Origin of the sequence: Nocardioides sp. zg-DK7169 (genome assembly GCF_013155365.1) — a bacterium.
GTDB lineage: Bacteria > Actinomycetota > Actinomycetes > Propionibacteriales > Nocardioidaceae > Nocardioides.
In genome coordinates, this window is sequence record NZ_JABJRA010000012.1 from 38326 (window position 1) to 63647 (window position 25322).

At 72.9% G+C, this 25322-nt stretch carries 27 protein-coding genes, 3 tRNA genes and 1 pseudogene; 9 read left to right on the top strand and 22 right to left on the bottom strand.

Annotated features, from left to right (window positions below; genetic code table 11):
- Positions 1 to 2 precede the first annotated feature (2 nt).
- The 5 genes from HOQ23_RS17135 to rplJ all read right to left on the bottom strand — a co-directional run bounded on the left by HOQ23_RS17135 (position 3) and on the right by rplJ (position 3979).
- Positions 3 to 830, bottom strand: a complete 828-nt coding sequence (locus HOQ23_RS17135; RefSeq protein WP_172216100.1) for an ABC transporter permease — start codon at positions 828 to 830, stop codon at positions 3 to 5.
- A 10-nt stretch (positions 831 to 840) separates the two neighbouring features.
- Complete coding sequence (locus HOQ23_RS17140; protein WP_172216102.1) at positions 841 to 1626, bottom strand: ABC transporter permease; 786 nt, start codon at positions 1624 to 1626, stop codon at positions 841 to 843.
- 9 nt (positions 1627 to 1635) lie between these two features.
- Positions 1636 to 2589: an ABC transporter ATP-binding protein gene (locus HOQ23_RS17145; protein WP_172216104.1), complete on the bottom strand. Its 954-nt coding sequence runs from the start codon at positions 2587 to 2589 to the stop codon at positions 1636 to 1638.
- A 317-nt stretch (positions 2590 to 2906) separates the two neighbouring features.
- Complete coding sequence (gene rplL / locus HOQ23_RS17150; protein ID WP_172216106.1) at positions 2907 to 3296, bottom strand: 50S ribosomal protein L7/L12; 390 nt, start codon at positions 3294 to 3296, stop codon at positions 2907 to 2909.
- A gap of 89 nt (positions 3297 to 3385) precedes the next feature.
- Entirely contained in the window at positions 3386 to 3979 is a 594-nt protein-coding gene (rplJ, locus tag HOQ23_RS17155) for a 50S ribosomal protein L10 (RefSeq protein ID WP_172216108.1), read from the bottom strand.
- 319 nt (positions 3980 to 4298) lie between these two features.
- Between rplJ and HOQ23_RS17160 the strand changes: the two genes are divergently transcribed.
- Positions 4299 to 5579 (top strand): aminotransferase class I/II-fold pyridoxal phosphate-dependent enzyme, encoded by a 1281-nt coding sequence (locus HOQ23_RS17160; protein ID WP_172216110.1) that lies wholly within the window; start codon positions 4299 to 4301, stop codon positions 5577 to 5579.
- Positions 5580 to 5679: 100 nt separating this feature from the next.
- On the opposite strand, the gene rplA is transcribed toward HOQ23_RS17160, so the two are convergent.
- The 5 genes from rplA to HOQ23_RS17185 all read right to left on the bottom strand — a co-directional run bounded on the left by rplA (position 5680) and on the right by HOQ23_RS17185 (position 8369).
- Positions 5680 to 6399, bottom strand: a complete 720-nt coding sequence (gene rplA / locus HOQ23_RS17165; RefSeq protein ID WP_172216112.1) for a 50S ribosomal protein L1 — start codon at positions 6397 to 6399, stop codon at positions 5680 to 5682.
- 76 nt (positions 6400 to 6475) lie between these two features.
- Positions 6476 to 6904 carry a 50S ribosomal protein L11 gene (gene rplK, locus HOQ23_RS17170; RefSeq protein ID WP_153321981.1) on the bottom strand — a complete coding sequence of 143 codons (429 nt, stop codon included), beginning with the start codon at positions 6902 to 6904 and terminating at the stop codon, positions 6476 to 6478.
- 109 nt (positions 6905 to 7013) lie between these two features.
- Entirely contained in the window at positions 7014 to 7919 is a 906-nt protein-coding gene (locus tag HOQ23_RS17175) for a transcription termination/antitermination protein NusG (RefSeq protein ID WP_172216114.1), read from the bottom strand.
- Positions 7920 to 8000: 81 nt separating this feature from the next.
- The gene (gene secE / locus HOQ23_RS21015; RefSeq protein ID WP_172216116.1) at positions 8001 to 8246 is read right to left on the bottom strand and encodes a preprotein translocase subunit SecE; all 246 of its coding nucleotides are present in this window, start codon (positions 8244 to 8246) and stop codon (positions 8001 to 8003) included.
- A gap of 50 nt (positions 8247 to 8296) precedes the next feature.
- Positions 8297 to 8369 (bottom strand) — tRNA-Trp (locus HOQ23_RS17185).
- Positions 8370 to 8520: 151 nt separating this feature from the next.
- Here HOQ23_RS17185 and HOQ23_RS17190 point away from each other — a divergent pair.
- Both HOQ23_RS17190 and HOQ23_RS20600 read left to right on the top strand, forming a co-directional pair.
- Positions 8521 to 9561, top strand: coding sequence for an adenosine deaminase (locus HOQ23_RS17190; protein WP_172216118.1), 1041 nt, complete (start codon positions 8521 to 8523; stop codon positions 9559 to 9561).
- A 64-nt stretch (positions 9562 to 9625) separates the two neighbouring features.
- Positions 9626 to 10192: a DUF4190 domain-containing protein gene (locus HOQ23_RS20600; protein ID WP_216654359.1), complete on the top strand. Its 567-nt coding sequence runs from the start codon at positions 9626 to 9628 to the stop codon at positions 10190 to 10192.
- Positions 10193 to 10226: 34 nt separating this feature from the next.
- Here the strand turns inward: HOQ23_RS20600 and HOQ23_RS17200 are convergent, their stop codons facing one another.
- The 8 genes and pseudogenes from HOQ23_RS17200 to HOQ23_RS17235 all read right to left on the bottom strand — a co-directional run.
- Positions 10227 to 11264, bottom strand: coding sequence for a UDP-N-acetylmuramate dehydrogenase (locus HOQ23_RS17200; protein ID WP_172216120.1), 1038 nt, complete (start codon positions 11262 to 11264; stop codon positions 10227 to 10229).
- Positions 11257 to 11658, bottom strand: coding sequence for a MaoC/PaaZ C-terminal domain-containing protein (locus tag HOQ23_RS17205; protein ID WP_172216122.1), 402 nt, complete (start codon positions 11656 to 11658; stop codon positions 11257 to 11259). Before HOQ23_RS17205 ends, HOQ23_RS17200 begins: the two co-directional genes overlap by 8 nt.
- A complete protein-coding gene (locus tag HOQ23_RS17210; RefSeq protein WP_172216124.1) occupies positions 11655 to 12053 on the bottom strand; it encodes a MaoC family dehydratase N-terminal domain-containing protein in 399 nt (132 codons plus the stop codon). The genes HOQ23_RS17205 and HOQ23_RS17210 overlap by 4 nt, the downstream gene beginning before the upstream one ends.
- A gap of 89 nt (positions 12054 to 12142) precedes the next feature.
- Positions 12143 to 12313: a 50S ribosomal protein L33 gene (rpmG, locus tag HOQ23_RS17215; RefSeq protein ID WP_153321974.1), complete on the bottom strand. Its 171-nt coding sequence runs from the start codon at positions 12311 to 12313 to the stop codon at positions 12143 to 12145.
- 49 nt (positions 12314 to 12362) lie between these two features.
- Positions 12363 to 12439: transfer RNA gene (locus HOQ23_RS17220), tRNA-Met, on the bottom strand.
- 53 nt (positions 12440 to 12492) lie between these two features.
- Positions 12493 to 12565 (bottom strand) — tRNA-Thr (locus HOQ23_RS17225).
- Positions 12566 to 12579: 14 nt separating this feature from the next.
- Complete coding sequence (locus HOQ23_RS17230; protein ID WP_172216126.1) at positions 12580 to 14016, bottom strand: amidase; 1437 nt, start codon at positions 14014 to 14016, stop codon at positions 12580 to 12582.
- 96 nt (positions 14017 to 14112) lie between these two features.
- A pseudogene (locus HOQ23_RS17235) lies at positions 14113 to 14291 on the bottom strand (integrase core domain-containing protein); the annotation flags it as partial.
- Between the two features lie 317 nt (positions 14292 to 14608).
- Between HOQ23_RS17235 and HOQ23_RS17240 the strand changes: the two are divergent.
- Both HOQ23_RS17240 and HOQ23_RS17245 read left to right on the top strand, forming a co-directional pair.
- Positions 14609 to 15928, top strand: a complete 1320-nt coding sequence (locus HOQ23_RS17240; RefSeq protein ID WP_172216128.1) for an HNH endonuclease signature motif containing protein — start codon at positions 14609 to 14611, stop codon at positions 15926 to 15928.
- A 637-nt stretch (positions 15929 to 16565) separates the two neighbouring features.
- A complete protein-coding gene (locus HOQ23_RS17245) occupies positions 16566 to 16811 on the top strand; it encodes a hypothetical protein (RefSeq protein WP_172216130.1) in 246 nt (81 codons plus the stop codon).
- Positions 16812 to 16850: 39 nt separating this feature from the next.
- On the opposite strand, the gene HOQ23_RS17250 is transcribed toward HOQ23_RS17245, so the two are convergent.
- Positions 16851 to 17546 carry an LrgB family protein gene (locus HOQ23_RS17250; protein WP_172216132.1) on the bottom strand — a complete coding sequence of 232 codons (696 nt, stop codon included), beginning with the start codon at positions 17544 to 17546 and terminating at the stop codon, positions 16851 to 16853.
- Positions 17543 to 17929, bottom strand: coding sequence for a CidA/LrgA family protein (locus HOQ23_RS17255; protein ID WP_172216134.1), 387 nt, complete (start codon positions 17927 to 17929; stop codon positions 17543 to 17545). The genes HOQ23_RS17250 and HOQ23_RS17255 overlap by 4 nt, the downstream gene beginning before the upstream one ends.
- A 64-nt stretch (positions 17930 to 17993) precedes the next feature.
- Here HOQ23_RS17255 and HOQ23_RS17260 point away from each other — a divergent pair, with 64 nt between their 5' ends.
- On the top strand, positions 17994 to 18590 hold the full coding sequence (locus tag HOQ23_RS17260) for a flavin reductase family protein (RefSeq protein WP_216654360.1): 597 nt from the start codon (positions 17994 to 17996) through the stop codon (positions 18588 to 18590).
- A 2-nt stretch (positions 18591 to 18592) separates the two neighbouring features.
- Here the strand turns inward: HOQ23_RS17260 and HOQ23_RS17265 are convergent, their stop codons facing one another.
- Together HOQ23_RS17265 and HOQ23_RS17270 are read right to left on the bottom strand one after the other, a co-directional pair.
- Positions 18593 to 19189, bottom strand: a complete 597-nt coding sequence (locus tag HOQ23_RS17265) for a DNA-3-methyladenine glycosylase I (RefSeq protein ID WP_367650555.1) — start codon at positions 19187 to 19189, stop codon at positions 18593 to 18595.
- Positions 19190 to 19193: 4 nt separating this feature from the next.
- Positions 19194 to 20192 carry a pirin family protein gene (locus tag HOQ23_RS17270; RefSeq protein WP_172216138.1) on the bottom strand — a complete coding sequence of 333 codons (999 nt, stop codon included), beginning with the start codon at positions 20190 to 20192 and terminating at the stop codon, positions 19194 to 19196.
- A gap of 38 nt (positions 20193 to 20230) precedes the next feature.
- Here HOQ23_RS17270 and HOQ23_RS17275 point away from each other — a divergent pair, with 38 nt between their 5' ends.
- From HOQ23_RS17275 to HOQ23_RS17285, 3 genes are all read left to right on the top strand, one after another.
- The gene (locus HOQ23_RS17275; RefSeq protein WP_172216140.1) at positions 20231 to 20977 is read left to right on the top strand and encodes a hypothetical protein; all 747 of its coding nucleotides are present in this window, start codon (positions 20231 to 20233) and stop codon (positions 20975 to 20977) included.
- A 280-nt stretch (positions 20978 to 21257) separates the two neighbouring features.
- Entirely contained in the window at positions 21258 to 22208 is a 951-nt protein-coding gene (locus HOQ23_RS17280) for a metallophosphoesterase (protein ID WP_172216142.1), read from the top strand.
- Between the two features lie 179 nt (positions 22209 to 22387).
- Complete coding sequence (locus HOQ23_RS17285) at positions 22388 to 25231, top strand: FAD/NAD(P)-binding protein (RefSeq protein ID WP_172216144.1); 2844 nt, start codon at positions 22388 to 22390, stop codon at positions 25229 to 25231.
- The last annotated feature ends 91 nt before the right edge of the window (positions 25232 to 25322 follow it).

Sequence of the window (25322 nt, forward strand, 5' to 3'; positions counted from 1 at the left end):
CGCTACCCCGCCAGCCGTACGGTCGCGCTGGTGCCCCAGATGGCCATGGAGAGCATCAGGTCGATGACGTTGATCGCCACGATGCTGGTGCGCACCGCCCGGCCGACGGCCACGCCGACGCCCGCGGGGCCGCCGGAGGCGTTGTAGCCGTGGTAGCAGTGGATCAGGATCACGACGACGGCGAAGACCAGCACCTTGCCGAAGGACCACAACACGTCCTCGGGTGGCAGGAAGGTGTTGAAGTAGTGGTCGTAGGTGCCGGTGGACTGGCCGTAGAACTGGGTGACCACCGTGCGGCTGGCGACGTAGGAGGACAGCAGTCCGACCACGTAGAGCGGGACGATGGCGATCATGCCGCCGATCACCCGGGTCGCGACGAGGAACGGCATCGAGGGGATCGCCATCACCTCGAGGGCGTCGACCTCCTCGGAGATGCGCATCGCGCCGAGCTGGGCGGTGAAGCCGCAGCCGACGGTCGCGGCGAGCGCGATGCCGGCGACCAGCGGCGCGATCTCGCGGGTGTTGAAGTACGCCGAGATGAACCCGGAGAACGCCGCGGTACCGAGCTGGTTCAGCGCGGCGTACCCGGACAGCCCGACCTGGGCGCCGGTGAAGAAGGTCATGCCGAGGATCACCCCGACGGTGCCACCGATGACCGCCAACGCGCCGGAGCCGAGGGTCACCTCGGCCAGGATCCGCATGATCTCCCGCGGGTAGCGCACCAGCGAGCGCGGCATCGCCCGGAGCACGCGCAGGTAGAACGCGAGCTGCGCACCCAGGGAGTCCAGGGAGTCCAGCGGCCTCTGGTAGGCGCTGCGGAGCTTCGACATCGCGGCGCCCTCAGCCCGTCTTCGGGGGAACGATCTGGAGGTAGATCGTGCTCAGGACGAAGTTGGTGATGAACAGGAGCATGAAGGTGATGACCACCGACTCGTTGACCGCGTCGCCGACGCCCTTCGGCCCGCCGGCGGCGTTCATGCCCTTGTAGCAGGCGACGATCGCGGCGATCAGGCCGAAGACCAGCGCCTTGAACAGGCCGATCCACAGGTCCGGCAGCTGCGCGAGCGCGGTGAAGCTGGCGACGTACGCGCCCGGGGTGCCGTCCTGGAGGACGACGTTGAACACGTAGCCGCCGGCGACGCCGACCACGCTCACCATGCCGTTGAGGAAGACCGCGATCAGCATGCAGGCGAGCACCCGGGGCACGACGAGGCGCTGGATCGGGTCGATGCCCAGCACCATCATCGCGTCCAGCTCCTCGCGGATCTTGCGCGCGCCGAGGTCGGCGGCGATCGCGGAGCCGCCCGCACCGGCGATGAGCAGCGCGGTGCCGATGGGCGCCGCCTGCTGGATCACCGCCAGCACCGACGCCGAGCCGGTGAAGGACTGCGCGCCGAACTGCTTGATCAGCCCGCCGACCTGGAGGGCGATGACGGCGCCGAACGGGATGGCGACCAGCGCGGTCGGGATGATCGTGACCGAGGCGATGAACCAGGCCTGCTGGAGGAACTCCCGCAGCTGGAAGGGGCGCTGGAACAGCGCGCGCCCGACGTCGAGGGCGAACGCGAACAGCTTGCCGGCGGTCCCGATCGGGCGCAGCGCGCGCGAGGACGTGAGAGAGGCCAACGTCGTCCCTCAGGCCCCGGTGACCATGGACATGGCCCCGTCGAAGGACCCGGGGGGCGGCACGATGCCGTGCTCGCGGCACCACGCGCCGGGCTCGCGCTGGGAACGGCGCGGGATGCCGTTGGAGGGCTCGAGCTGCAGCGGGATGGGCGGCAGCGGCGGGAGCTCCTGGTCCTTCTCGGCGGCCAGCTCGTCGGCGTCCTTCTCCTCCGACATGCCGATGGGGCCGACCCGCTGGGCGTTGAGGAACTGGCGCACCACCGGCTCCTCGGAGCTGAGCAGCATCTCGCGCGGCCCGAACATCGCCAGGTGGCGGTGGTAGAGCAGCCCGATGTTGTCGGGCACGGTGCGCGCGGTGTTGATGTCGTGGGTGACGATCAGGAACGTCGCGTCGATCTGGGCGTTGAGGTCGACGATGAGCTGGTTGAGGAACGCCGTGCGGACCGGGTCCAGGCCGGAGTCCGGCTCGTCGAACAGCACGATCTCGGGGTCGAGCACCAGGGCGCGGGCGAGGCCGGCGCGCTTGCGCATGCCGCCGGAGATCTCACCGGGGAGCTTGTCCTCGGCGCCGACCAGGCCGACGAGGTCCATCTTCTCCATCACCACGTCGCGCACCTGCGACTCGTTCATGCGGGTGTGCTCACGCAGCGGGAAGGCGACGTTGTCGTAGAGGTTCATCGAGCCGAACATGGCGCCGTCCTGGAACAGCACGCCGAAGAGCTTGCGGATCTCGTAGAGGTCCTTCTCCGAGCAGGAGGCGATGTCGGTGCCCTCGATGAGGATCGAGCCGCGGTCGGGCTTGATCAGCCCGATGAGCGTCTTGAGGAAGACCGACTTGCCGGTGCCGGAGGGGCCCAGCATCACGCAGATCTCCCCTGCGGGGACGGTGAGCGACACGTCGCCCCAGATCAGCTGCGACCCGAAGGACTTCGTGAGCCCCTCGACCCTGATCTCCACACCCATGCCTGGCTCCCTCTCGCTCCGGCCACTCCCGTCGGCCGGAACCTGCTCCCACGAGTGTGACGTGCGCCCCACTCGCCGGTAACAACGCGGTGACCGGCGCGAGGTTACGCATGACCCCCGCCCCTGTCCCCGGGCCGCGCGCTCGCCCGGAGCGCCCCGCCGCCCCTTCCGGGCTGCGATCTACCCACGCCCTCACCTGCGGAAACGTTCCTGGACGGCGAGGTGCCGGAAATGCGGCGAAGGGCGGCCACCCTGGGGTGGCCGCCCTTCGGCGGTGGTGCGGGTGCCACCGGGCGCGAGCGCCCGGCGGCGGGGTGTCACTTGAGGGTGACGGTGGCGCCGGCGCCCTCGAGCGCCTCCTTGGCCTTCTCCGCGGCGTCCTTGGCAACCTTCTCCAGGATCGCCTTCGGGGCGGCCTCGACGAGCTCCTTGGCCTCCTTCAGGCCGAGGGAGGTCAGGGCGCGCACCTCCTTGATGACGTTGATCTTCTTCTCGCCGGCCGACTCGAGGATGACGTCGAACTCGTCCTGAGCAGCAGCCTCCTCGCCGCCAGCGGCGCCACCGGCGGCCGGGGCGGCAGCAACGGCGACGGGGGCGGCGGCGGTGACGCCGAAGGTCTCCTCGAACTCCTTCACGAACTCGGAGAGCTCGATGAGGGTCATCTCCTTGAACGCGTCGAGCAGCTCGACGGTGGTGAGCTTCGCCATGGTGGCGGTTCCTTCCATTCGGTGGCCGACTCCGCGGGGCGGGCCGGCCGGGGTTTCAGGTGGTGTGCTGCCGTGATCTGAGCGGGTGCTCAGGCCTCGGCGGTGTCGCCCTCGGCGGCGGCCGGCGCACCGGCACCACCTGCGAGGTTTTCAGCGGAGTCCTGCCCAGACTCTTCGAGCTTCGCCTGCAGGGCGCCGGCGAGCCGGGCAGCCTGCGAGAGCGGGGCGTTGAGCAGGTAGACGGCCTGGCTGAGCGACGCGAGCATCGCGCCGGCCAGCTTGCCCAACAGGACCTCGCGCGACTCGAGATCGGCCAGCTTGGCGATCTCGCTCGCGTCGAGGATGTTGCCGTCCAGGACGCCACCCTTGATGACCAGGGTGGGGTTGGCCTTGGCAAAGTCACGCAGACCCTTGGCCGCCTCGACCACGTCGCCGTTGATGAAGGCGATGGCGGTCGGGCCGGTCAGCAGGTCGTCGAAGCCGGAGATGCCCACCTCATTGGCGGCGATCTTGGCAAGCGTGTTCTTGACCACGGCGTAGTTGGCGTTCTCGCCGAGGGAGCGCCGCAGGTCCTGCAGCTGCTTCACGGTGAGACCGCGGTACTCGGTCAGCACAGCACCGGCGGAACCGTTGAACGACTCAACGATGTCCGCGACGGCTGCCTGCTTGTCTGCCCGCGCCATGGGTCTCCTTCCGGACTGGCGAGACCACCGCCCAATCCCGGAGAAAGACGAACGCCCCGAGCACAAGTGCTCAGGGCGTGGACTGCGGGCCGAGGCCCGGGTCTAGCTCTTCAACACCTGCGCTGGACGCCCGCTCTCGCGGAGCCTTCGGCCGCAGCGCTGGTGCGCCACGACAACCGGCGGTCTCTGGTTTCGACGCAGACTCTACGAGCCCCCGGCGTACCGGCCAAATCGGCGCCGCCGCGGCCCGCGCCACGGCGGGCGTCCGCAGGAGGGGATCACATGGAGCAACGGTGGGCGCGACTGGCAGGATCGCACTATGAGCCCCCGTGCCCCCCTCGCGACCCTGTCCGCCGACGAGCTCGCCGCCTTCCGCACGGCCAGGCAGTCGGACTACGCCGAGCTGAAGGCGCGCGGACTCCGCCTCGACCTCACCCGCGGCAAGCCGTCCTCGGCCCAGCTCGACCTCTCCGACGACCTGCTGCGGCTGCCCACGAGCACCCGCGACCGGGCCGGCACCGACGTGCGCAACTACGGCGGGCTGGACGGCCTGGTCGAGCTGCGCGAGATCTTCGCCGAGCTGCTCGAGGTCGACGTCGCCCAGGTCGTGTGCGGCGGCAACTCCAGCCTCACGATGATGCACCAGGTCATCAGCTTCGCGATGCTGCACGGCGCCCCCGGCTCCGCGCGGCCGTGGAAGGACGAGCCGGTGGTGAAGTTCATCTGCCCCGTGCCCGGCTACGACCGCCACTTCTCCCTCCTCGCCGACCTCGGCATCGAGATGGTGACGGTCCCGATGAACGCCGACGGCCCCGACGTCGAGGCCGTCGCCGCCCTCGCCGCCGACCCCGCGGTCAAGGGCATCTGGGTCGTGCCGACCTACGCGAACCCGTCCGGCGCGGTCTGCTCCCTCGAGGTGGCGCGCGCCCTGGCCTCGATGCCGACCGCGGCGCCGGACTTCCGGATCATGTGGGACAACGCCTACGCGCTGCACCACCTCACCGAGGACGAGGTCACCAGCGCCGACATCCTCAGCCTGGCCGCCGAGGCCGGCAACCCGGACCGCCCGGTGATGTTCGCCTCGACCTCCAAGATCACCTGGGCCGGCGCCGGGGTGGCCGTGCTGGCCGCGTCGCCCACGACCCGTGCCTGGTACCTCCAGCACCTCGGCATGGCCTCGATCGGCCCCGACAAGGTCAACCAGCTGCGCCACGTGGAGTTCTTCGGCGACGCCGACGGCGTGCGCGCACTCATGCGCCGCCACCGCGACCTGATCGCCCCGAAGTTCGCGGCCGTCGACGACGCGCTGCGCGCCGAGCTCGAGGGCCTGGAGGTCGCCGAGTGGAGCCACCCGACCGGTGGCTACTTCGTCAACCTCGACGTCCTCGACGGGACCGCCTCCCGGGTCGTCGAGCTCGCCCGCGAGGCAGGCATCTCGCTGACCCCGGCCGGGGCGTCGTTCCCGCTCGGGCAGGACCCGCGCGACCGCAACATCCGCCTGGCGCCGACCTTCCCCGAGCTCCCCGAGGTGGAGACCGCGATGGCCGGCGTCGCGACCTGCGTCGCGCTGGCCGCGGCAGAGAAGCTCGCCGCCGGCTGACCCGGCCGCCCGGGCCGCCCCGTGCGGCCCGGGCCCCCAACGCGACGAGGCCCCGACCACCAAGCGGTGGTCGGGGCCTCGTGCTGTGCGGGGGACGCGATCAGGCGGTGGCCTCGTCCTCGACCGCGACGTTGCGCGTGCGGTTGGGGTCGACCTGGATGCCGGGGCCCATCGTCGTGGAGACGGTGACCTTCTTGATGTAGCGGCCCTTCGAGCTGGCCGGCTTCAGTCGCAGGACCTCCTCCAGCGCCGAGGCGTAGTTCTCCGCGAGCTGGCTCTCGGAGAAGGACGCCTTGCCGATGATGAAGTGCAGGTTGGCGTGGCGGTCGACGCGGAACTCGATCTTGCCGCCCTTGATGTCCGTCACGGCCTTGGCCACGTCGGGGGTGACCGTGCCGGTCTTCGGGTTCGGCATGAGGCCACGGGGACCGAGCACGCGGCCGAGTCGGCCGACCTTGCCCATCATGTCCGGGGTCGCGACGACGGCGTCGAAGTCGAGCCAGCCGCCGTTGACCTTCTCGATCAGCTCGTCGCCACCGACGATGTCGGCGCCGGCCTCACGGGCGGCCTCGGCCTTGTCCGCGTTCGCGAACACGAGGACGCGGGCGGTCTTGCCGGTGCCGTGGGGCAGGTTGACGGTGCCGCGCACCATCTGGTCGGCCTTGCGGGGGTCGACGCCGAGACGCATGACGACGTCCACGGTCTCGTCGAACTTCTTCTTGCTGGTGCTCTTCGCGATCTTGATCGCGTTCAGCGGGGCGTAGAGCTCGTCCTTGTCGAACGCCTCAGCCGCCGCGCGGTAGGTCTTGCTGCGCTGCATGTCTGGTTCTCTTCTCTGTCCAGGTGTGGTCTGAAGGTGGGCCAGCGCGGCCCTGCCACAGGTGGGTGCGGTCTGATCAGTCGGTGGTGACGCCCATGGAGCGGGCGGTGCCCTCGACGATCTTCATCGCGGCGTCGATGTCGTTGGCGTTGAGGTCGGGGAGCTTGGTCTGCGCGATCTCGCGGACCTGGTCCTTGGTCAGCTTGCCGACCTTCTGCGTGTGCGGGACGCCCGAGCCCTTCTGGAGACCGGCGGCCTTCTTGATCAGCTCGGCGGCCGGCGGCGTCTTCGTGACGAAGGTGAAGGAGCGGTCTTCGTAGATGGTGATCTCAACGGGGATCACGTTGCCGCGCATGGACTCCGTCTGGGCGTTGTACGCCTTGCAGAACTCCATGATGTTGACGCCGTGCGGACCGAGCGCGGTACCGACCGGCGGGGCCGGGGTCGCTGCGCCGGCCTGGAGCTGCACCTTGACCAGTGCAGCGATCTTCTTCTTGGGAGGCATGTCAGCTTCTCTTTCTCGTTCGTGGTCTTGACGAGGACACGGGGCCCTCTGCCACCTGGGTACTACCTGGGTCGTGCGGTGCAGGCACCGCGACGCCCGGTGGAGCTTCTCAGACCTTCTGGATCTGGCTGAAGCTCAGCTCGACCGGGGTCTCCCGGCCGAAGATCTCGACGAGGGCCTTGACCCGCTGGGACTCCGCGTTGATCTCGGTGATCGTCGCGTGCAGCGTGGCGAACGGGCCGTCGACCACCATGACGGAGTCGGACACGTCGAAGTCCGCGACCTCGACGGGCTTGCGGGCCGTGGTGGCACCGCCCGCACCGCGACCGGAGCCGGACGCGGCGGCAGCGGCCGCCTCGGCCTCGGCCGCAGCGACGACCGCGGGAGCCAGCATCGACTCGACCTCGGACATGCTCAGCGGCACCGGCTGGTGGCTGTGGCCGACGAAGCCGGTGACCGAGGGCGTGTGGCGCACGGCGGCCCAGGACTCGTCGGTGAGGTCCATGCGGACCAGGACGTAACCGGGGAGGACGGTGCGCTTGACCATCTTGCGCTGGCCGTTCTTGATCTCCGCGACCTCCTCGGTGGGGACCACGATCTCGTGGATGTAGTCCTCCATGTTGAGGGAGATGATGCGGTTCTCGAGGTTCGACTTCACCCGGTTCTCCATGCCGGAGTAGGTGTGCACGACGAACCAGTCACCGGGCTTGGCCCACAGCTCGCGGCGGAACGCCTCGAGCGGGTCCTCGGCCTCGGCCTCGTCAGCGTCGTCCTCGGACTCGGGGTCCTCGTCGCCCTCGGCGGCGCTGAGGCCGGCGGAGGTGGCGTCGGCGGAGTCGGCGTCGTCGAGACCGAGCGCCTCGTCGGTGTCCTCGTCGGTCACCTCGGCGTCGAGGGCGGCCTCGTCGAGCTCGCTGTCACCCTCGTCGGGCTCGCCGAACTCGTCCTCGAGGCTCGCCTCGGGGTTCTCGTCGACCTCGAAGGGGTCCTGCTGCTCCGACACGTGGTGCTCCATCAGTTCGCTGTGGTCGTCTGGGACGTCCGGCTGCGCCGGGAAGTCATGGACCTCGTCGCGGTCGCCGCCGGGGCGAGGCCGTTAGTCGTTCGGGCCGGTGAAGATCGCGAACGCGAGCCGGCCGAATGCCAGGTCGAGCGCCGACACGATCGCCATCATGATCAGGACGAACACGAGAACCACGATGAAGTACGTCGAGAGCTGCTCGCGCGTAGGCCAGACGACCTTGCGCAGCTCGGCGACCACCTGGCGGTAGAACGTCGCCGGGCCGGTGCGCTTGACCGGCTCGCCGTCGCGGGGCCCGCGGACTGCGTTGCTGTCCGACACGCCGTCACCTCTCGTAGTTCGTCCACCGGTCGTGCGACCGGTTCGTCTCGCAGGGCACGAGGGACTTGAACCCCCAACCTTCGGTTTTGGAGACCGATGCTCTGCCAGTTGAGCTAGTGCCCTTCACGGGGGATCACCACCGACTCGGGCATGCCGAAGCCTGTGGGGAAACCACCAGACAGGGAGTCTACGGGAAGGACCACGACCTCATGCAAACTCGGGGCGTCCCTACGATGGCGAACATGACCTCGACGCCTGCCGCACGCCATCGCCCGTGAGCAGCGCGAGGGGCCCGGCCCGCGACCTGCACCGGCTGCCCAAGGCCCACCTGCACCTGCACTTCACCGGCTCGATGCGCCACTCCACGCTGCTGGAGCTGGCGGAGCGCGACGGGATCGTGCTGCCCGACCAGCTCGTGGAGGAGTGGCCGCCGCGGCTGTCCGCGGCGGACGAGAAGGGCTGGTTCCGCTTCCAGCGCCTCTACGACGTGGCCCGGTCGGTGCTGCGCACCGAGGACGACGTACGCCGGCTGGTGCGCGAGGCCGCCGAGGACGACGTCGCCGACGGCGGACGATGGCTGGAGATCCAGGTGGACCCGAGCGGCTACGGCGCCCGCTTCGGCGGGATCACCGCGTTCACCGACCTGGTCCTGGACGCGGTCCGCGATGCGTCCGCCTCGACCGGCCTCGGCATCGCGGTCGTGATCGCGGCCAACCGCACCCGGCACCCGCTCGACGCGCGCACCCTCGCCCGCCTGGCCGGCCAGTACGCCGGACGCGGCGTCGTCGGCTTCGGGCTGTCCAACGACGAGCGCCGCGGCACCACGACGGAGTTCGCGCCGGCCTTCGCGATCGCGGAGCGCGCCGGACTCGCGCTGGTCCCGCACGGCGGGGAGCTGCGCGGGCCCGACCACGTGCGCACCTGCCTGGACCAGCTGCACGCGGACCGCCTCGGGCACGGGATCCGCTCGGCGGAGGACCCCGAGCTGCTGGACCGGATCGTGCAGGCCGGGGTCGCGCTCGAGGTGTGCCCGGTCTCCAACGTCGCACTGGGCGTCTACTCCGACCTGACCTCGGTGCCGCTGCCCACGCTGCTCGCGGCCGGCGCCACGGTCGCCCTCGGCGCCGACGACCCGCTGCTGTTCGGCTCGCGTCTGGCCGGCCAGTACGCCACCATGCGCGCCGCGCACGACCTCTCCGACGACCAGCTCGCCGAGCTGGGCCGGATGTCGGTGCGGGCCTCCCGGGCGCCCGACGAGGTGAAGGCGCGGATCCTCGCCGACGTCGACGCCTGGCTGGCCGGCCCGGCGGACTGACCGGCCCTGACCGGCCCCGCGGTCACCCCCGACCGGCGGCCTCGCGCGGTGCCATGATGGAGCGATGACCGGTCCCGACTCCGGCGAGCCCCGCGACGAGGAGCTGCCGCCGACCCACCAGCCCTACGGCCAGGAGCCCCCTCCCCCGCCGCAGCCGGGGCAGCAGCCCTGGAGCCCGGCGCCCACGCCGCCGTACGAGCAGCCGCACGCGCAGGGGTCCTCGCCGTACGGCCAGCCCTATGGCCAGCCCTACGGCGCCGCGCCGGCGTACGGCTACGGCACCCAGCAGGCGCCGCTGCACCCGCAGGCGACGACCTCGATGGTGCTCGGGATCGCCTCGCTGGCCGGACTGGTCACCTGCCAGCTCCTGCTCGTCCTCGGCCCGGTCGCCTGGGTGATGGGCTCGCGGGCGTGCAAGGAGATCGACGCCGCGCCGGGGCAGTGGCAGGGGCGCGACCGCGCCAACGCCGGGCGGATCATGGGCATCATCGCCACCGTGCTGCTGGTGCTCGGCGTGCTGGCGATGGCCGCGCTGCTCGTGGGTGTGCTCGCCTTCGGCGCGTTCGAGAGCTGGGACACCGACACCGGCGTCGACGTGAACGCGCTCGCCGCCCTGACCGGGCTGGGCTGACCAGGGCCTTCCCAGCGGCTGATCAGGGGGCTGCTCAGAGCTCGCAGCCGACCAGCACCGGCTCGTTGACCAGCCGGATGCCGAAGCGGGCCTCCACGCCGTCGCGGACCTCGCGGGCCAGCGCCAGGACGTCGGCCGCGGTTGCGCCGCCCCGGTTGGTGAGCGCCAGCGTGTGCTTGGTCGAGAGCGAGGCCGCAGGGCCGCCGTGGCCCTTGGTGAAGCCCGCGTGCTCGATCAGCCACGCGGCGCTGGTCTTCACCAGGCCGTCCCCGGCCGGCCACGCCGGCGCGCCCTCGGGGACGCGGTCGGCGGGCAGCACCGGGTTGGTGAAGAACGACCCGGCGCTCCAGGTGTCGTGGTCCTCGGCGTCGAGCACCATGCCCTTGCCGCGGCGCAGCCCGAGGACCGCGGTGCGCACGTCGCCCAGCGGGGCGCGCTCGCCGCTCCCGACGCCGAGGGTGCGGGCCAGCTCGGCGTACGCCACGGGCGCGGAGAGGTCGCCGGTGCGCAGCTGGAAGGTCACCGACAGCACCACGTGGCGCTGGGGGTCGGCCTTGAAGCGGCTGGTGCGGTAGCCGAAGCCGCAGTCGGCGGCGGCGAAGCTGCGGACCCGGCGCTCGACGCGGTCCCAGGTGCGGACCCGGGCGATGGTCTGGGCGACCTCCTGGCCGTAGGCGCCGACGTTCTGCACCGGGGTGGCCCCGACGGTCCCGGGGATGCCGGAGAGCGCCTCGAGGCCGACCCAGCCGCGCTCGCAGGCCAGGGCGACCAGGTCGTCCCAGCCGGCGCCGGCGCCGGCGGTGACGCTCACGCCACCGCAGGCGGGCCCGTCGTCGTCGCCCTCGACGGTGATCTCGTCCATCGCGAGCTCCACCACGGTGCCGGGGAAGCCCGCGTCGGCCACCACCAGGTTGGAGCCGCCGCCGAGCACGAGGACCGGTTCGCCGCGCTCGTCGGCCGCCGCGACGGCGGCCACGGCCTGGTCCTCGGTGCGCGCGCGGACCCAGCGGGCGGCCGGGCCGCCGACGCGGAGCGTGGTGTGGTCGCGCAGCAGGTGGAGCGGCTCAGGCACGGACGACGGCCTTCGGCATGCCGAGCACCTTGGCTCCGTCGCAGGTGACCTCGAGCGCGATCGCGGCACGGCCGTCCTCGACCGACTTCACGGTGCCGGCGACGCGGACCACGACGCCGATGTCGTCGTCGGGGACCACGACCGGGTTGGTGAACTTGCAGCCCAGCTCCAGCACCTCGGCGCCGTCGGTCCAGGAGGCGACCGCGCGGGCGGCGAGGGCCATGGTGAACATCCCGTGGGCGATCACCCCGGGGAGCGCGACCGAGGTGGCGACCCGGTCGGACCAGTGGATCGGGTTGAAGTCGCCGCTGGCGCCGGCGTAGCGGACCAGGTCGGCGCGCGTCACGGCGTACTCCTGCGGGGCGAGTGCGTCGCCGGCGCTCAGCGCGCTCATGCGGCGGCCCGGTGCACGAGCGTGGCGGTGGTGGAGCACACCAGCGCGCCGTCGGCGTCGCGGACCTCGCTGGCGGTGCCGATGATGTCGTTGCCGCCGATCTGGCGCAGGCTCGCGACGGTCAGGGTCGCGGTGAGCACGTCGCCGGGGACGACGGGGCGCTCGTAGGCGAACTTCTGCTCGCCGTGGACGATGCGGAACAGGTCGATCTCCTCGGCCGCCAGGAAGGCGTTCATCGCGTCGAAGGCCAGCACGATCGGGAACGTCGCGGGCGCCGGTCCCCCGTCGTACGTCGTGCCGGCGGCGGTGGCGAACTCGCGGACCTTCTCCTCGGAGACGGCGTACGGACGGGTCGGGGGGAAGGTCTTCCCGACCAGGGCGGCGTCGACGGGCATGGCGTCCACCCTAGTGGCGTGGCCACCAACGACGACGACCCCGTCCGATGGCTCGGACGGGGTCGTCGTGGAAGACGTGTGCGCTGTGATCAGCGGGTCTCGCGGTGGGCCGTGTGCGTCCGGCAGCGGGGGCAGAACTTCGCCAGCTCCATGCGGTCGGGGTCGTTGCGGCGGTTCTTCTTGGTGATGTAGTTGCGGTCCTTGCAGTCCACGCACGCGAGCGTGATCTTGGGGCGAACGTCGGAGCTCTTGCTGGCCACGGGAAGTCCTTGTAGGTCGTCGAGAATGCTGCTGCTCGGTGGTCTTGCCTGGTAGCGGGGGCGGGACTCGAACCCGCGACACCACGATTATGAGCCGTGTGCTCTAACCACCTGAGCTACCCCGCCACATAGGTCGGGTTGCGCCACCATCCTACGACCGCGGCGCAACCCTCACCCAGAGCCCCTTTACGGAATCGAACCGTAGACCTTCTCCTTACCATGGAGACGCTCTGCCGACTGAGCTAAAGGGGCAACGACAGAGAAGATTACACAGGTCCCTGCGGGACGTGAAATCGAGGGTCCTGCTTGGACAAAACCGCAGGTGGGAGGGCCTGTTCGAGCTCCAGGGCCAGCGCCAGCAGGACCCCCTCGCGACCCAGCCCTGCCCCGAACATCATGCCCTGGGGCAGCCCCGCGGAGGTGGTGGCGAGAGGCAGGGAGACGGCCGGGTCGCCGGTCACGTTGTGCCACGGGGTGAAGGCCACCCAGTCGAGCAGTCGGCCCATCACGACGTCGTAGTCCTGGGTGGGGTCGAGGTGCCCGACGAGGGGCGTCGGCGTGGCGACGACGGGCGACAGGGCGACGTCGTAGCGCTCGTGGAAGGCCCGCGAGACCTCCCGCGCGGCCCGCAGGCGGCGGATCGCGCCGGGGAGGCGGTGCACGTGGCGGCGCAGGTGGCGCTCCAGGCCGAGGGTGAGGTTGTCCAGGCGCGTGGGGTCCCACTGGCGGCCGTGGGTCAGGCGGCCGGTGCGGACGATGGCTGCGGCGAGCAGCGCCCAGTACAGGACGAAGTCGTCGGGGAACGTCGACGGCGCCGGGACCGGGACCTCCTCGACGTGGTGGCCCAGGTCGGACAGCAGCGCGGCGGTGCGCAGCGTGAGATCCGCCACCTCAGGGTCGGCGTCCCGCGCGACACCGGTGGTGTGGACGGCCACGCACAGCCGGTGCCGCCCGGGCCGCGTGATGTCACCGACCGGCGCGAGCTCGAGGCAGCGGTAGACCTTCTCGCTCTCGCGGAACAGCGCCGCCGTGTCACGCACCGAGCGGGTCACGACGCCGTCGGCGACGATCCGGATCGGCATCTGGCGGTTGAGCCGTTCGCTCGGCATCCGACCACGGCTCGGCTTGAGCCCCACCAGGCCGTTGACGGAGGCGGGGATCCGGATCGAGCCACCGCCGTCGTTGGCGTGCGCGAGCGGTACGGCGCCGGCCGCGACGAGCGCCGCGGAGCCGGCGGACGACGCGCCCGCCACGTGGTCGGTGGACCACGGCGAGCGCACCGGCCCCTGGCGGGGGTGCTCGGCGACGGCGCTGAAGCCGTACTCCGACATCCGCGTCTTGCCCAGCGGCAGCAGCCCGGTGGCGAGCAGCGCCCGCGCCACGTCGCCGTCGGCCTTGGCCGGCTGCGCCACGAACGCGTCGGAACCGTGATGGGTGGGCATCCCCTCCACGTCGATGTTGTCCTTGAGGAAGGTCGGGACCCCGGCGAAGAACCCACCGTGCGGGGCCCGCGCGTCCTCCCGGGCCCGCCCGTAGGCGCGGTGGGCGACCGCGCCGAGCGCCGGGTCGACCGCCTCGGTGCGCGCGATGGCCGCCTCCACCACCTCCGGCACGGAGACCCGCCGCGCCCGCAGCGCCTCCACCACCCCCACCGCGTCGAGGTCGCCGAGAGCGTCGTCAGAGAAGGCGTGGACCCGCGTCATGGGGCCAACCTAGGGGCACGGCGGTCGCGCGGCGGTCCGTTCGCCGAGCGACGGCCCGTCGGCCGAGCCCATCGGGGTACGCAGGGCACTGGAAGACGGGGTGGGCCTGCCCGGTAGGCCATGATGGGGTCGCTGGGTGTTGTAGATGTCATCGAACACATCGACCTGGGCTGCAGCTCGGCCAGGGTCGCGGCGAGTGGCCGCTTGTCGAGGTAGCGGAACAGCGTCTGATGAAAGCGCTCGCCCTTCCCCTGGGTGGTCGGCCTATAGGGCTTGCGCCGACCCTTCCTTGCGGACCCGTGCACGGATCGCGTGGAACACCTTGCGGGAGATGCCGTGCTCGACGCGGAAGGTCGACACCGCCGCGCGAGGGGCGCCGTCGGGCCACTGAGTAATCGCGAGGCAGACACGAGGACCAACAGGCTCATGGGCAGTTGGCACTGCACCAGACCGCCAGAAGTGTCACCGCCAAGCACCCCGGTCGTGTCACCGATGTCTCGATAGAGAACCGTCACCGATGTCTTGAGACATCACAGCGGAACCCCTGGGGAGAATCCCTTGTTCTCGAACATGCGTTCGAGTAGACTGAGGCATGGCCTCCCCAGAACTCCCCCACTGCGACACCCCAGCCGCCGTGCTGGCGTTCGTGCAGTCGCGTCGGGCTGCGGTCCAGCGGGCCGAGCTGGAGATCCTCCAGGGGGCTCTCGCGTGGACGGCGATGCACCCGGAGGAGTCGGTCTCCGACGGGGCCTCGACAGGCTCGGCCAACGGTGGTGGCGGGCTGATCTTCGCGGAGATCGCAGTCCCGCTCGCGGGTGAGGGCACCCCGCTGGTCGCGGAGTTCGCGCCGATGGAACTGGGTGCCGCCCTCGGGGTCTCGACGGATTCTGCCAAGTCGCTGATCGGCGACGCGCTCGAGCTGGCCCACCGGTTGAAGCGGACCTGGGCGCTGGTGCAGGCCGGGGAGGTCCCGGCGTGGAAGGCCCGCCGGGTCGCACAGCTGACCACCACATTGCCGCTGGCGGGTGCGGACTACGTCGACCGCCAGCTCGCGCCGGTGATCGGCCGCATCGGCTTCGCCGCCATCGGCCGGCTCGTCGAGCACGCCCGGGTCACCTTCGACCCCGAGGGTGCCGAGAAGCAGCGGCGTGAGGCCGCCGACGGGCGCCGCTTCGACGTGCACACCGAGGCCGCCGACTTCGACGGGACCGTGCAGGTCGAGGGCACCCTCGACCTCGCCGACGCACTCGACCTCGACGCCGCGATCCGGCAGGGAGCCGTCGATCTCGCCGCGCTGGGCTCGGAGGAGCCGCTGGACGTGCGCCGCTCGATGGCCGCCGGCGAGCTCGCCCGCCGCCAGCTCACCCTCGACCTGATGGGCGACGCGGGCGACGGGACCGCTGCGGTGGTCAAGCCGCGGCAGGTCGTCATCCACGTCCACCTCTCCCACGCCGCGATCAGCCGCGACGAAGCGGGCATCGCCCGAGTCGAGGAGACCCGCTCCATCGTCTCCACCGACCAGGTCCGCGACTGGTGCAGCGGCGACGCCCAGGTCGTCATCAAGCCCGTCATCGACCTCGACGCCCACCACCACACCGACGCCTACGCCGTCCCCGACCGTCTCGTCGAGCAGACCCGTCCCACCCAGCCGACGTGCGCCTTCCCGTGGTGCGAACGCCCGGCCCGCCGCTGCGACACCGACCACGTCATCGCCCACGGCGACGGCGGCCCGACGTGCAGCTGCAACCTGGCCCCGCTGTGCCGGCGACATCACCGCGCCAAGACCCACACCGGCTGGACCTACGAACGAACCGACCAGGCGACCTATCTCTGGCGATCCCCACGTGGCCTCCACCTCGTGAAGTCCGACGGCACCACCCGCCTCCTCACCGCGCACCCACCCGACGCGTAGAAGAGCTCCCCCCTCTCATGGAGGGTCCAGACCCCGCCAGCCGCCTGCTGGCGGGGCAGACCGCCGTCCGGAGGACGCTTCCCTGTCCTGGTCAAGGGATGTGGGGTGGGGGTTCTCGAGGCGTCGGTAGAGGTCGCGGACGATGTAGCGCTTGAGGCAGCGGTGGATCTCGAGGGGTTCTTGGCTTCGCTGGCGCGGCGGGCGGTGTGGTCGCGGGTGGGTCGACCGTGGCGTTGGCGGGTCTGGCCGCTGTTGGCCTGGACCGGTGCGGCGCCGGCGCGCATCGCAAACGCGGGTTCGGAATGGATCCGGCCGAGGTGGGACGACGCGCACAGCACGATCGCGGCGTTGATCGCGGTGGTCTCGCTGTCATGGTTGGCATGGACGCGCAGGGGGACGCGGTGCACCATCACGGCCGGGTCCTGGGCGCGGAACCGGTTGCGGATCCTGTCGGGTGCCGTGAAGACCAGGACGGACAGCTGACGTCGGGCTTCGGAAGGCCTCGACGAGCGCGACCAACAGCGTTGGATCGACCGACGGATGACCCCACCGGCGGACCCGCGGATACCGATGCCCACCGTGCCGACGAGTGGGCGATTCCGGGGCGGCGGGGCTGTGGATCTGACAGGGTGGGGCGGTGACCGAGCCTGCCCACCTCCCCCCGGAAACCGACGAGGCCGGGCGTTCGCCGGGCGAGCCGAGCGCGGTGGTGGTGCCGGGGATCGTGCTGGTGGTCGCGGGGCTGTGGATGCTCACCGACAACGGGCCGCTCGTCGTGGGCTGGGCGTGCGCGACCGTGGGTCTCGCGCTGCTGCTGGTCGGGTCCGTCGCGTGGGGCGTGGCCTGGGGTCTCGGTCTGCACGAGCACGACCGCCGACGCTGAGCGCGGCACCCCCTCCGCTCCCGGCTCGGAGAGCCAGCCTCAGAGCAGCAGCGCCGCCAGCGGCGGCAGCGCCAGGCTGGTCGTGAGCGCGGTGAGCCCCATCGAGAGCCCGGCGAACGCGCCCTCGGCCTCGTTCTCGGCCAGCGCGCGCGAGGTGCCGATGCCGTGGGACACCGCCCCGAGGGCGAGCCCGCGGGCGCGGCGCTCCCGCACCCGCGCGAGGGTGAGCACGGCCGGGCCGAGCACCGCTCCGACGATGCCGATCAGGATCGCCAGCACCGCGGTGAGCGGGGCGATGCCGCCCAGGCTCTCCGACAGCGCGAGCGAGACGGGGGTGGTGGCGGCCTTCGGCGCCATGGTGCGCTCGAGCAGCTCGTCGCCGCCCAGCGCGCGGACCAGCAGGACGCCGGTGGTCACCGAGACCAGCACCCCCAGCGGTACGGCGACCAGCAGCGGTACGACGAACCCGCGCAGCCGCGACATCTGCCGGTGCAGCGGGACCGCGAGCGCGACCGTCGCGGGCCCGAGCAGGAAGACCAGCACCTGGGTGCCGTCGAGGTAGGTCGCATAGTCGATGTCGAGCAGCGTGATCGTCCCCGCCACGACGAGGATCGCGACCAGCGCCGGCTGGGCGAGCGCGTGCCCGCCGGTGCGGTCGCGCAGCTCGCGCCCCAGCCGGTACGCCGCCAGCGTGAGCAGCAGCAGGAAGACCGGCGACTCCAGGACCGCCCTCACCGGCCCGCCCCCTCCGGCTCGCCCGGACCAGCCGCGGCCTCGCCGTGGTCGCGGGTCAGCAGCCGCGCGGACCACCCCACGACCAGCAGGCCGGCCAGCCAGGAGCCGAGCATCGCGACCGAGATCGGCACCAGGTCGTCCCGGATCACCGCCAGGTAGGCGACCACCCCGACGCCGGCCGGCACGAACAGCAGCTGGAGGTGGCGCAGCAGCCCGTCGGCCGCCCGCACCACCGTCGCGTCGTCGCCGGAGCGGCGTACCTGCAGGAGCACGAGGAGCACCGCCATGCCCACGACCGGTCCAGGGACCGGGAGGTCGGTGAGACGGACGACGACCTCCCCCACCAGCTGGCAGCCGAGCAACCACATCAGTCCGTTGACCATCGCCGACCATCCAAGCACGGCGCGTGATCCCGCCCCGTCCGGCCCGGCTGCCTACGGTGGGGGCGTGCCCTCGCCCACCTCGCGCCGCGTCCTGGACCCCGCCTCCCCCGACGTCGACGCCTACCGGTGGCTGACCGACCTCGTCGTCCCGCGTCCGATCGCGTGGGTCTCGACGCTCTCCGCGGAGGGGATCGGCAACCTCGCGCCGCACTCCTTCTTCACCGTCGCGTGCGCGCGGCCGGCGATCGTGCAGTTCACCTCGGTGGGCGACAAGGACACCCTGCGCAACGTCCGCGCGACCGGGGAGTTCGTGGTCAACCTGGTCAGCCGGCCGCTGCTCGAGGCCGCCAACGCCTCCAGCGCGTCGTACCCGCACGACGTCGACGAGGCCGACGAGCTCGAGATCGCCGTCGAGCCCAGCGAGTGCGTGGCGCCGCCCCGCGTCGTGGCCTCACCTGCCTCGATCGAGTGCGTGCTGCACTCCATGATCGGGCTCGGCGACTCCACCGTCGTGCTGGGCCGGGTCGTGCGGATCACCGTGCGCGAGGACGTCCTGGTCGAGGACCGTCCCGCGATCGCGCTCCTCGAGCCGCTCTCCCGCCTCGGCGGATCGGAGTGGGGCCTGCCGCCCGAGCCGGTCCGGGTACGACGCCCGCGCTGAGCTCAGCCCAGGTGCGTGCGACCGCGCCGGTGGCAGCCCACCAGATGCGGGTCGAAGATCCCGATCGCCTCCATCAGCGCGTGCATGGTGGTCGGCCCGACGAAGACGAAGCCGCGGCGCTTGAGCTCCTTCGACAGCGCGAGGGACTCCGGCGAGGTGGTCGCGACCTCCTCGACCGTGGCCGGCGCCGGAGGTCGTGACGGCGCGAAGGACGCGATCAGCGCAGGCAGCCCCTCCTGCTCGCGCAGCGCGCGGGTGGCGCGGGCGTTGAGGATCGCGGCGTCGATCTTGCGCCGGTTGCGCACGATGCCCGCGTCGGCCATCAGGCGCGCCACGTCGTCCTCGCCGAAGCCGGCGACCGCGTCGGCGTCGAAGCCGCAGAACGCCGCCCGGAACGCCGGGCGCTTGGCCAGGATCGTCGACCACGACAGCCCGGACTGGAACGCCTCCAGCGTCAGCCGCTCCAGGTGGGCCGCCTCGCCGCGGACCGGGCGCCCCCACTCGGTGTCGTGGTAGTCGCGCATCATCCCCGGGCCGCCGGCCCACGGGCAGCGTGCAACGCCGTCCTCGCCGACGACCGGGCCGGTCCCCGCGGTCACCGGCTCAGCCGCGCTCGCGCAGCCGCGCGTTGGGCAGCGGCGGCGCGGGGATCGGGGGCAGGTGGTCGCCGACGACGACGCCGAAGCGTCCCGGGCGCACCAGCTGGGAGTCCGTCACGACGCCGCCGCCGTCGGCCCGCAGCTGGGCCTGCCACTCCTCGCGGTGCGCGACGACCTCCTCGTGGGAGCGGCCCACGAAGTTCCACCACATCACGATCTTCTCGCCGAACGGCGTGCCGCCGAGCAGCAGCAGCCGGGTCGGGGCGTCGCCGGCGACCAGGACCAGCCGGTCGCGCCCGGTCGGCACGTGGGCGAGCTCGGCGCGCGCGACGTCGTGGCCCTCCACCTGCACCGCGCCGGTGTCGACGAGCACGCCGTGCTCGAAGGCGGGGTCGACGTCGAGCTCGACGCGCGCGCCCGGGCCGAGCAGCAGCTCGGCGCCGAGGAGGGGCGTGAACGTCGGCACCGGGGAGGTCGTGCCCAGCAGCGAGCCGAGGAAGACCCGCGCCTCGAAACCGGTCCCGCGCAACGGCTCCGGGACGTGGTGGGCGAACCCGGGTGCGGCGTCGCGGTGCGCGGCGGGCAGCGCCACCCACAGCTGCGCGCCGTGCAGGGTGCGGGTCGTCTCCGGCGAGACCTCGGAGTGGCTGATCCCGCGCCCCGACGTCATCAGGTTCACCTCGCCGGGACGCACCATCGCGTGGTTCCCGGCGCTGTCGCGGTGCTCGATCTCCCCGGTGAACAGCCAGCTCACCGTCTGCAGGCCGGTGTGCGGGTGCGGGGCGACCCTCATCCCGCCGCTCAGCGCCACCTCGTCGGGGCCGTAGTGGTCCAGGAAGCACCACGCGCCGATCAGCGAGCGCTGGCGAGAGGGCAGGGTGCGCCGCACGGTCATGCCCCGAGGCCCGCCGAGCGGCACCTCGCGCGGCACCAGCACCTCGATCGCGTCGGCTGGCGTGCTGACGCAGGTCACCACGCCCGGGTCCCGCTCCTGGTTGGTCATCGGGTCATCGTGGCACGCGGGGTGGATACCGTGAAGCGGTGACCGACCGCGTTCCCGCCGCCCTGGAGTCCCTGCTCGACGTCGCCGACCCGACCGCCCCCGCCGCGGTCCTCGACGACCCGCTCACCCGCTCGGTGCGCGTGAGCGACACCGACCTGCCCGCCGTGCCGCGGGCCGAGGGACGGGACGTGCCGGTGAGCGTCGTCCTCACCGGCGGCGCCGGCCAGATCGCCGGCCCGGCGGCGTACTGCGCGCGGCCGGGGCTGCGGCTGAGCGCGCTCGTCGTGACCCTGCGCGACCCCGGCGACCTGGCCGGCAACGCGCGGCGGGTCGTCGCCGCCGTGGACGCCGCCCGCGCCGAGGGGGCGCTCGGGGAGGACGACACGGTGCAGGTGGTGCTGCCCGCCGAGGACCCGACGTATGCCTGGCTGGCGGCTGCCGACGAGGTCGCCGGCGCGGAGCTGGGCCTGTGCCTGCCGGCCGGCGGCCCCGCGGGACCCGCAGTGCCGCCCGGCACGCTCGCCGCCTGGATCGACGCGGCGCTCGACCGGGAGACGCCCTTCGCGGTCTCCGGCGGGTACGGCGTGCTCCCGCTGCTCCGCGCCACCGTGGCGGCGTTCGACGGTGCGGGACCCGCCGCCGTCGCGGACCTGCTGGAGGAGCCGGCGCGAGCGGCCGACGACCTCGAGGAGCTGGTGCGGGCGCGCCGCTGGTGCACCTCGGTCGCGACCACCGATCTCGCCGCCGTGCGCGCGGAGCTGGCCGGGCTCGGCGCCCTCGGCTGAGGCCGGTTCGCCGCCGCTGCGTGAGCGGCGTGGGTGCGCCACGAGCGCCAGCGGCAGCGGGCCCACCGGGGCCGGCCACCGGTGGCGGAGCACCGACGTCGTTCGTCGGACCTCGCACGTGGGCACGGCCCGGACGCTAGCCATCGGCGTCGACGCTGCGCCGACCGTGCGCCGACGGCGAGGTGAACGCGCTGTGGCGATCCGCCGACGGCTCGCCACCACGGAGGGGGTTCACCCGAAAGTGTCACGAGAGCGCCGTGCCCGCGCATAGCCTGCGCGGATGCAGCTCGGCCAGTACCCCGCGCCCACGCACACCCTCGCCCACCTGAGCGACCCGCACCTGCTCGACGGCGGCGTGCGGCAGTACGGAGTCGTCGACACCGAGGCCCGGCTGCGCCGGGCCCTGGAGCGGCTGCGTCACCTCGACCCGGTCCCGCAGGCACTGGTGTTCACCGGCGACCTGGCCGATCTCGGCGACCCCGCGGCGTACACCCGGCTGCGCGAGCTCGTGGAGCCGGTCGCCGCGGACCTGGTGGGGCCCGACGGGTGCGCTGCAGAGGTGGTCTGGGTGATGGGCAACCACGACGAGCGCGCGGCGTACTCCCGCACCCTCTACGGCGCCGAGTCCACCCGGCCCCAGGACCGCGTGCACGACGTCGCCGGGCTGCGGGTGGTCGCGCTGGACACCAGCGTGCCGGGCTACCACCACGGCGAGCTCGACGAGGACCAGCTGTCCTGGCTGGCCGACGTGCTCGCCACCCCCGCCGAGCACGGCACCCTGCTCGCGCTGCACCACCCGCCGGTCCCGGTGCCGGCGCTGCCCGCCGCGGCGCTGATCGAGCTCGCCGACCAGCACCTGCTCGCCGAGGTGATCGCCGGGACCGACGTGCGCGGCATCCTCGGCGGGCACCTGCACTTCACGACCTTCTCCACCTTCGCCGGCGTCCCGGTCTCGGTGGCCTCGGCGAGCTGCTACACCTCCGACCCGGCACCGGTCGGGCGCTTCATCTCCGGCGTCGACGGCAACCAGGCCTTCACCCTGGTCCACGTGTACGACGACCGGATCGTGCAGACCGTGGTCCCGCTGCCCGAGGCGCCGGAGGTGACCGGCTACGGCCACGACGCGGCCGAGCAGCTCGCGGCCCTGAGCCGTGAGGAGCGGCGCGAGCTGCTGTCGCGCAAGGACTCCCCGTTCAACGCCGTGTGGGAGGACCACACCTCGCCTCGCTGACGGGGAGGACGGGGACGAGGCGCACCTGGCCCCGCGACCCCCTGTCGGCCGCCCGTGGCCGGTGCCACACTGCCCGGATGCGTGAGAGGACACAGTCCCGGAGATGCCGCGCCGCCCGCGTCGCCCGGCTAGCCTGTTCATTGTCTCTCAGGTTTATCGACTAGAACGGACTACGCGACATGGCCGACCCCCGCCGCCCCCGCGCCCACCGACCCACCGTCGCCATCGTGGGCGCCGGCGCCGCCGGGACGCTCGTCGCGCTCCACCTCACCCGCGCGGCCGCGCGCCGCAGCACCGGCGTCGACCTGGTCCTCATCGACCCCGCCGACCACCGCGCCCGTGGTGTCGCGTTCGGCACCACCGACGACCAGCACCTGCTCAACGTGCCGGCCTCCGGCATGACCGCGCTGCCCGAGGACCCCGGCCACTTCGTCGCCTGGCGCCAGCGCGAGGACCCTGACGCGGCCACCGACCCCTACGACTTCGCGCCGCGACGCCAGTGGTCGCGCTACCTCGACGACACCCTCGAGGAGGCCCTGCGTGGCGCCCTGGGCGAGGTCGGCGTGCGCCACGTGCGCAAGCAGGTCGTCGGCGTGCGCCGCACCGCCACCGGGGTCGCGCTGCGCACCGCCGACGGCGCCGAGGTCGCGGCCGACGCCGCGGTCGTCGCCCCGGGCCTGCCGGCCGCCGGCCACGCCTGGGCCCCGCCGTCGCTGACCTCCTCCCCCTTCTTCGTCCCCGACCCCTGGGCCCCCGGCGCGCTCGACGTCGTACGCCGGGACCGCGCCGGGCTGGCCGACGTGCTGCTGGTCGGCGCCGGGCTGACCATGGTGGACGTCGCGTTCTCGCTGACCGACGAGCGCAACCGCCCGGACCGGGTGGCGCACGCGATCTCGCGCAGCGGCCAGCTGCCCCGCACCCATGCCCCGCAGCCGCTGCTCGCGGCGATCCCCGACATCTCCGAGTGGGGCAGCACCCTGGACGAGGTCCGCGTCGAGGTCGAGCGCCACGTCGCCGAGGTCGCGGCCACCGCCGGCGACTGGCGTCCCGCGATCGACGGCCTCCGCTTCCGCGTGCAGGAGCTGTGGGGACGCTTCAGCGACGAGGACAAGCTGCGCTTCCTGGCCGAGGACGCCGGGCGCTGGAACGTCCGGCGCCACCGGATGGCGCCGACCAGCGCCGTGCGGATCGCCGGGCTGCGCGAGGAGCAGCGCCTGCGCCTCGCCGACGCGCGGGTGGTCGACGCCGAGCCGCTGGCCGCCGGCGGGCTGCGCGTCACCCTCTCCGACAACACCGTGCGCGAGGTCGGCTGGGTGGTCAACTGCACCGGCCCGCAGACCGACCTGCGGGTGCTGGGCAACCCGGTCATCGACGACCTGCTGCGCGAGCGCGGCGGCGCCTCGCTGGCCACCGCCGACGTCGGCGGTCTCGGCATCCGCACCCGCGAGGGGCGCCTGCTGGCCTCCGACGGCGGCACCGACGCGCCGCTGTGGACCCTCGGCGCGCTGCGGCGCGGGGAGCTGTGGGAGACCACCGCGATCCCGGAGATCCGGGTGCAGGCGGCCGCGGTCGCGCGCGACGTGCTCGACGCCGTCGCGCCGCTCCCCCGCCGCCTCGCCGACGGGCGCCTGGTCGGCGGGCACCACCCGGTCGCCCGGCCGCGCGACCCGCTGGGGCTGCCGCTGTCGACGACCACCGAGGCGGCCGCGGCGTACAACGCCGGGCTGGAGCGGGTGATGCGTCTGCAGGACGGCGCCGAGGGCCTGCTGCGCGAGGCCACCGAGCTCGACCCGGGCTTCGCGCTGGCCCACGCGGCGCTGGCGATGCTCGGTCACGAGGCCGGCGCGGACGCCGACGTCAAGGCGTCGCTGGACGCCGCCCGCAAGGCGGTGCGCCAGCGCGGCGACGAGCGTGAGCGCAGCCTCGTCGACGTGGTCGGGCTGCGGGTCAAGGACGTGCGCCGCACCGGCGCCGAGGCGCTGATGAACCACATCGCCGCCCACCCGCGTGACGTGCTGGCGGTCTCCGCGGCCGTCCCGACCATCGCGTTCTCCGGTGTCACCGACGTGCAGCAGGAGGCGTGGGACCTCGTCGAGGGCCTCGCCCCGGCGTACGGCGACCACTGGTGGTACATCTCCCTGCTCGCCTTCACCCGCCAGGACCAGGGCCGCTTCGACGAGGCCGGCCTGCTCGCGGAGAGCGCGCTGTCCTGCGAGCCCTCCTCCGGGCACGCGGTCCACGCGCAGACCCACGTGCTCTACGAGACCGGCCAGCACGAGACCGGCCGGGTCTGGCTGGACCACTGGGTCGCGGAGAGCGGTCGCGGCGCGAGCCACCGCGCACACTTCTCCTGGCACGCGGCCCTGCACGAGCTCGCGCTCGGCGACACCGAGGCCGTGCGCCGCCGCTACTACTCCCAGCTGGCGCCGCCGGAGGTCTGCGGCGTGCGCGCGCTGATCGACTCCGCCTCGCTGCTGTGGCGCTGGCGGGTCACCACCACCGACTGGGACGGCGCCGTGGGCGCCGTGCTGCCGGGCGCGCCCTCCGTGTTCGCGGGCGAGACCGCCCCGCCGCCCATCCAGCCGGTCCTGGCCGCGGTGGACGAGGCGCTGCTGACCCGACCGCAGACGCCGTTCGTGGCCCTGCACGCCGCGATCGGGCTGGCCGCCGCCGGCGACACCGCCGGCCTGGACGCCCTGGCCCGGCAGTGCCGCCGCTCCTCCGACGCCGTCCTGCGCGGCACCGTCGCCACCGTCTGCGAGGCGCTGGCCGCGGCCGTGGAGGCACGCTGGGGCCGCGCCGCCCAGCTGCTCGAGGACGTCCTGCCCGGCCTGGTCCGGGTGGGCGGCTCTGCCGCGCAGCGCGAGGTGGTCGAGGAGACGCTGCTGCTCTGCCTGGTCAACGACGGGCGCGCCGAGGACGCCGCCCGGATCCTGCACCAGCGCCTGGACCGCCGGCCCTCGCCGCTGGACCTGCGCCGCCAGGTCTCGCTCCAGGCAACGCCGGACCGCGTCGGGAGCTGACCCGGGTCCAGGGCCGCGGACCGCGGCGCCCGGCGGGAGGGCGCACCTCGCCAACCCGAGCAATTGCTAGGTTGGCCAGCCCGTCGGCGTA